Origin of the sequence: Bradyrhizobium sp. SHOUNA76 (assembly GCF_023006445.1) — a bacterium.
GTDB lineage: Bacteria > Pseudomonadota > Alphaproteobacteria > Rhizobiales > Xanthobacteraceae > Bradyrhizobium.
Genome location: NZ_JALBHA010000396.1, coordinates 1 through 6,236, shown reverse-complemented (window position 1 = coordinate 6,236; position 6,236 = coordinate 1). Strand labels below are relative to the sequence as shown.

Sequence of the window (6,236 nt, the reverse complement as noted above, 5' to 3'; positions counted from 1 at the left end):
CATCGCCGATCCGCCGTCGTCAGTCGCCGACGTGACGCCGGCACCTGAATTGCAGAAGCGCCGTCACAGCCTCGCGCGGATCTGGCAGGTCCTGCTGCGGCTGCCCTTCGTGTTCGGACGCCTCGTGCTCGAGCTGCTTCCGGTGTTCGTCTTCATGGGCGTCGCCACCGCGCTGCTCGGCACCGAGATCGGCGAGCCCACCACCGTCCGCCTCGTGATCCTCGCGGTTGCCAACGCCTATGCGTTCTCGCGTGGGCTCATCTGCGTGGTCCGTGCGCTGGCGGGGCCGTTCGGCCTGTTTCCTGTCAGAGCCGAAACCGCGGCCTATGTCGAGATCTGGGCGCGCCGCATCGTCGGTGTCGGCGTATCCGGCATCGCCTTCGCCAATGTGGCGCTGCTGCTGGGTCTGCATCGTGCTGGTTACGCCGCGCTACTCCGCATGGTGATGCTGGTCGTGCATCTCTTCGTCGTCGTCATCATCCTGCAGTGTCGCCGCCAGGTCGCGGACGCCATTCGCGCGCCCGCCGACCAGGCGGGAATCGCGGCGCGGCTGCGCAACCGCGTCGCCGGTGGCTGGCATTATCTTGCGATCGCGCTCGATCTTGCACTCTGGGCGGTGTGGGCGCTCAACATCCGCAACGGCTATTCGCTGCTGCTGCAATATTTCGTCGGCACCATCGTGGTCGCAGTGATCACGCGTGTCGCCATCATGCTGACGCTGAGCCTGATCGACCGCGGCTTCCGCATCAAGCCGGAGGTCCTGCAGCGCTTTCCGGGCCTCGAAATCCGCGCCAACCGCTATCTGCCGCTGCTGCGCAAGATCGTGTCAGGCGTGATCGTCTTCATCGGCTTCGTGGCCGTGCTCGAAGTCTGGGGCGTGGACGCCATCGTCTGGTTTTACGGCGGCCAGATCGGCAGCCGGCTGATCTCGGCCGTGGTGACGATCGGCGTCGCCGTCCTCGTCGCCGCGGCGATCTGGGAAGCCAGCAACGCGCTGCTGGACCGTCAGATCAACACGCTGTCGCGGGACGGGCACTACGCCCGCGCCGCGCGCCTGCGCACCTTCCAGCCGATGCTGCGCACCGCGCTGCTCTGCCTGATCGCGACCGTGGTCGGCCTTACGACGCTGAGCGAGATCGGCGTCAATGTCGCGCCGCTGCTGGCCGGTGCCGGCATCGTCGGCATCGCCATCGGCTTCGGCTCGCAGAAGCTGGTGCAGGACCTCATCACCGGCCTGTTCCTGCTGTTGGAGAACACCGTGCAGGTCGGCGACAATGTCAGCGTCTCCGGCCTCTCGGGCGTGGTCGAGAACGTCTCGATCCGCACCATCCGCCTGCGCGCCGGTGACGGTGCCGTGCACATCGTGCCGTTCAGCGCCGTCACGACCATCACCAATGCCAGCCGCGGCGCCGGAAATGCCTCGGTCAGCGTCAACGTCGCCTACAAGGAAGACACCGACCGCGCGGGCCAGATCCTCAAGGACATCGTCGACGAGATGCGCCGCGAACCCGAATTCCGCGCGCTGATCCGCGGCGACCTCGATCTGTGGGGCATCGACAAGGTCGACGGCGCGATGGTGTCGATCGTCGGCCAGATCCGTTGCACCGAGGCCGGCCGCTGGCCGGTCCAGCGCGAATTCAACCGCCGCATGAAGTTGCGCTTCCAGCAGAACGGCATCGACGTCGCATCCGCCACCCAGACCATCTTGATGCATATCGCCCCGCCGGCAGATGGCTCGGCCCATCTGACGCCGCGGCGCGCGGCCGGATAGTCGCCCGGCGGAAATTTCCGGCTTGCCTCCATCGACCCGGCAGCGTTCACTCTGCCTCCAGCTCGCTGCCAAAATGCGGGCGACGACAATGGGTGGGTGGAATGATACGAGGGCTGTGGGCCGTCTTGCGCGGTCATGTGATCGTCTTGTGCGCGTTGGCCGGATCTGCGGCGTGGACGACGCCGGGTCATGCGCAAGCGTTTCCCTCGCGTCCGATCACCCTCATCGTACCGTTCGCGGCGGGCGGCCCGACCGATACGCTGGCGCGGATCCTGTCCGATCGGATCGCAGCCGAGCTGCGCACCACGGTCGTGGTCGAGAACGTCGCCGGCGCCTCCGGCAGCATCGCCGGCGCCCGCGTCGCACGCGCAACGCCTGATGGAACCACCATCACGATCGGCCATTGGGGCACCCATGTGCTGAACGGCGCGATCCTCAACCTGCCTTATGACGTCGTAAGTGATTTCGAACCCATCGCGTTGATCGCGATGGGCACGCAGCTCATCGTCGGCCGCAAGTCGCTCGAGGCCAATAATCTGAAGGAGCTGATCGCGTGGCTGAAGGCCAATCCCGGCAAGGCCACCGCGGGGACCTCGGGGGCGGGCACGGGAGCGCATGTCGCCGCCGTCTTCTTCAAGGACAAGACCGGCGCCGACTTCCAGTTCGTGCCCTATCGCGGCGCCGGGCCCGCCATGATCGATCTCGTGGCGGGGCAGATCGACATCATGTTCGACCAGGCGGCGAACTCGCTGGCGCATGCCAAGAGCGGCGCGATCAAGGCGTTCGCGGTGACCTCGCCGACGCGGCTTGCGTCCGCCCCGGATATCCCGACCGTCGACGAGGCGGGCTTGCCCGGGCTCTATATTTCCTACTGGCACGGCATCTGGGCACCGAAGAACACGCCGAAGGACATCGTCGCCAAGCTCAACGCGGCCATCGTCGCCGTGCTCGCCAATGCCGCGGTCAAGCAGCGCTTTGCCGAACTGGGGCAGGAGATTCCGCCGCCGGAGCAGCAGACACCCGCAGCGCTCGCCGTTTTCCAGAAGGCCGAGACCGGGAAATGGTGGCCGATCGTGAAGGCCGCGAACATCAAGCCTGAATAGCCTCGCCGCGTTAACCTTTTCTCGCGTGCCGCCTGTTGTTCGCGACGATCTCGCTGCGGTGCGAGATCACAATCGGCGCTTCGGTCTCTACGTCCTTGATCTCGTTGGAGCGCTGGCCGACAATGTGCGCTGTTCAACGTGAAGCTTCTTGGGGGAATTCGTGAATAGACCTGCCCGGGTCGTTGCCCAATCGACGTCGTCCAATCCGCCGCAAGGCATGGCGCTGCTGCGCGATCCCCTGCTCAACAAGGGCACCGCCTTCACGGAATCCGAGCGCGAAGCACTCGGCCTGCGCGGCCTCCTGCCGCCTTGCGTGCTGACGATGGAGACGCAGGCTCAGCGCGTCCTCACCAATTTGCGCACGCTGCCGACGGACCTCGAAAAATATGTCGCGCTGAACGCGCTGCATGATCGCAACGAGGCGCTGTTCTTCCGCGTAGTCGTCGACAATATCGACGAGATCCAGCCGATCATCTACACGCCGACGGTCGGGCTCGCCTGCCAGAAATACGGCCTGATCTTCCAGCGGCCGCGCGGCATGTTCATCTCCTCGCGCGACCGCGGCCAGATCGCCGAGCTACTGAAGAACTGGCCCTATCCGGCCAAGCTGATCGTCGTCACCGACGGCGAGCGCATTTTGGGACTTGGCGATCTCGGTGCCAACGGCATGGGCATCCCGGTCGGCAAACTTTCGCTCTATTCGGCCTGCGCCGGCGTGCACCCCGAGCTGTGCCTGCCTATTGTACTCGACGTCGGCACCAACAACGAAGAGCTCCTGAACGACCCCTATTATCTCGGCCTGCGCGAGCGGCGGCTCGCGGGCGAAGCCTATGACAGCTTCGTCGACGAGTTCATGCAAGCTGCGCGACAGACCTTTCCGGGCGTGCTGATCCAGTTCGAGGATTTCGCCAACCATTCGGCGTTCAAGCTGCTGCACAAATATCGGGACGAAGCCTGCGTCTTCAACGACGACATCCAGGGCACCGCGGCAGTAGCGCTCGCCGGCTTGTTCTCCGCGCTGCGCGTCTCCGGCGGCAAGCTGAAGGACCAGAAGATCCTGTTCCTGGGCGCAGGCGAGGCGGCGACCGGCATCGCCGATCTCGTGGTGTCTGCGATGATGGCGGAGGGCGCAACGGAGGCCGAAGCGCTGCGGCGCAACTGGCTGGTGGATTCCCGCGGCCTCGTCGTCAGCGGTCGTGATGGCCTGTCCGGCCACAAGCTCCGCTACGCCCACACCGACCAGGCGCCGATCGCCGACTTCCTCACCGCGATCAAGACGCTGAAGCCGACGGCGATCATCGGCGTTGCCGCGGTCGGCGGCGCCTTCACGCCCGACGTGCTCAAGACCATGGCCGCGCTCAACGAACAGCCGATCGTGTTTGCGCTCTCCAACCCGACCTCGAAGGCCGAATGCTCGGCGGAGGATGCCTATCGCTACACCGAGGGCCGTGCGCTGTTTGCCTGCGGCAGCCCGTATGACCCGGTGAAGCTCAACGGCCGCAGCTTCGTGCCGCGCCAGGGCAACAATTCCTACATCTTCCCCGGCGTCGGCCTCGGCGTCATTGCCAGCGGCTCGAAGCTGGTGACCGACGAGATGTTCATGGCGGCGGCCCACACGCTTGCCGATTGCGTCGGCAAGGACGACCTCGCGCAGGGCAGTCTCTATCCGGCGCTGCCGCGCATTCGCGAGGTCTCGGTTCGCATCGCCGCGGCCGTTGCGGACGTCGCCTATCAGCGCGGGCTCGCCGACGGGCCGGCGCCCAACGACGTCAAGGCCCTGGTCCAGTCCCAGATGTACGAGCCGCATTACTAGGGGCTTGTACATCCCAAACGGCTCGGTTAGCCCGCTGACGTAAAGGGAGGTGTGCTCCCTCCCCCGCTTGCGGGGGAGGGCTGGGGAGAGGGTATCTCCGCGATCGAGAACCCCCAAGAGGAGAGAACCCTCACCCGGCGCGTTGCGCCGACCTCTCCCGCAAGCGGGAGAAATGCACCGAGCCCGCGGGCTCTTGATCCAACCCAAGCTCATTCCACGTTAGGTCAGCATCGCGCCACCATCTCAGGTGGAATCGCCATTGTATGGCGCGACCCCATATGCGACAGTCTGTAGCGTTACAAGAAGAACTCAAGACGCAAGGTCTGGTGCCATGGACGATCGTTTGCCCGAGCTGGGCGACCTCGAGCGCGAGGTCATGCAATTGGTTTGGGCCCATGGTCCCGTCACGGCCGAGATCGTGCGTGAACGTCTGTCGCGTCGTCTGAAGGAATCGACGGTCCGCACCGTGCTGCGCCGGCTCGAGGAAAAGGGCTATGCTCGCCACACCGTGGACGGCCGCACCTATGTCTATCACGCCGCCGAGGAGCGCGCGAAGGTGGCGGCCAAGGCGGTGCAGCGCATCGTCGACTGGTTCTGCAACGGCTCGATCGAGGAGGTCCTCGTCGGCATGGTGGACAACAAGATGCTCGACCAGCAGCAATTGCGCGAGCTGGCGGACCAGGTGGCCAAGGCAAAGAAGGCGAGGGGAGTGAAGAAAGAATGATCGCAACTCTGGCGGAGGCGGCACTGCGCTCCCTTGTGCTGGGAGGCGTCGTCTGGTTCGGTCTCAACCTGTTTCGCGTGCGTAATCCGCACGTTCACATGACGGCCTGGGTCGTCGTGCTGCTGGCCTCGCTGGCGATGCCCTTCGTGATGCATTGGCCGACGCTCACGATCAGCCGACTGATTTTCTGCCGGCCGACATCTCGATGCTGGAGATGCCGCAGCCCGCGCTGCCCGTGGTGCCCGGGGTAGCCGTCGCACCGCCGCCGCCCAAAGCTGGGCTGCCGATCAATTGGTGGCTGATCGCCACCATCGTCTATGCCGGCATTGCAGGCCTGTTGCTGCTGCGACTCGCGATCGGTCTCTGCCTGACCTGGCGTCTTGCGCGCGCGGCAAAGCCGATGAAGGGCCCGCAGATGCTCGAGGCCGACGTGCGCGTCAGCCGCGATGTGGGCGGCCCCGTCACCTTCGGCTCGACCATTTTGGTGCCGCCGCAATTCACCAGCTGGGACGCCAAGAAGCGCCTCGCCGTGCTCGCGCATGAAGGCGCGCATGTCGCCAACCGGGATTTCTATGTCCTCCTGCTGGCGCCTCAACCGCGCGGTGTTCTGGTTCAGCCCGTTCTCGTGGTGGCAGCTGGCGCGCCTCGCCGAGCTCGCTGAGATCATCAGCGACGCCGAGGCAATCGAGATCATCGACGACCGGCTCTCCTATGCGGAAATCCTGCTCGACTTTGCCAGCACCGTGAAGCCGAGGCCGGCCGAGCTCGCGATGGCGCGGGCCTCGACCGTGCGTGCGCGCGTCGAGCGCATCATCGCGGCTGCCG

The 6,236-nt window shown here is 65.6% G+C and carries 7 protein-coding genes; all 7 read left to right on the top strand.

Annotated elements, in window-relative coordinates; all coding sequences use genetic code 11:
- Window positions 1–1,771, top strand: a 1,771-nt coding sequence (locus tag MOV74_RS28715; RefSeq protein WP_246930001.1) for a mechanosensitive ion channel domain-containing protein, incomplete at its 5' end; no start/stop codon positions are given.
- A 104-nt stretch (window positions 1,772–1,875) separates the two neighbouring features.
- Window positions 1,876–2,874: a tripartite tricarboxylate transporter substrate binding protein gene (locus tag MOV74_RS28710; protein WP_246930003.1), complete on the top strand. Its 999-nt coding sequence runs from the start codon at window positions 1,876–1,878 to the stop codon at window positions 2,872–2,874.
- Between the two features lie 160 nt (window positions 2,875–3,034).
- Window positions 3,035–4,687 (top strand): NAD-dependent malic enzyme, encoded by a 1,653-nt coding sequence (locus MOV74_RS28705; protein WP_309486846.1) that lies wholly within the window; start codon window positions 3,035–3,037, stop codon window positions 4,685–4,687.
- Between the two features lie 331 nt (window positions 4,688–5,018).
- Window positions 5,019–5,411, top strand: coding sequence for a BlaI/MecI/CopY family transcriptional regulator (locus tag MOV74_RS28700; protein ID WP_194403816.1), 393 nt, complete (start codon window positions 5,019–5,021; stop codon window positions 5,409–5,411).
- Entirely contained in the window at window positions 5,408–5,662 is a 255-nt protein-coding gene (locus MOV74_RS28695; protein WP_246929999.1) for a hypothetical protein, read from the top strand. The genes MOV74_RS28700 and MOV74_RS28695 overlap by 4 nt, the downstream gene beginning before the upstream one ends.
- Complete coding sequence (locus MOV74_RS28690) at window positions 5,617–6,072, top strand: hypothetical protein (RefSeq protein WP_246929997.1); 456 nt, start codon at window positions 5,617–5,619, stop codon at window positions 6,070–6,072. Before MOV74_RS28695 ends, MOV74_RS28690 begins: the two co-directional genes overlap by 46 nt.
- A partial coding sequence (locus MOV74_RS28685) for a hypothetical protein (protein WP_246929995.1) occupies window positions 6,014–6,236 on the top strand: 223 nt, incomplete at its 3' end. The genes MOV74_RS28690 and MOV74_RS28685, both read left to right, overlap by 59 nt.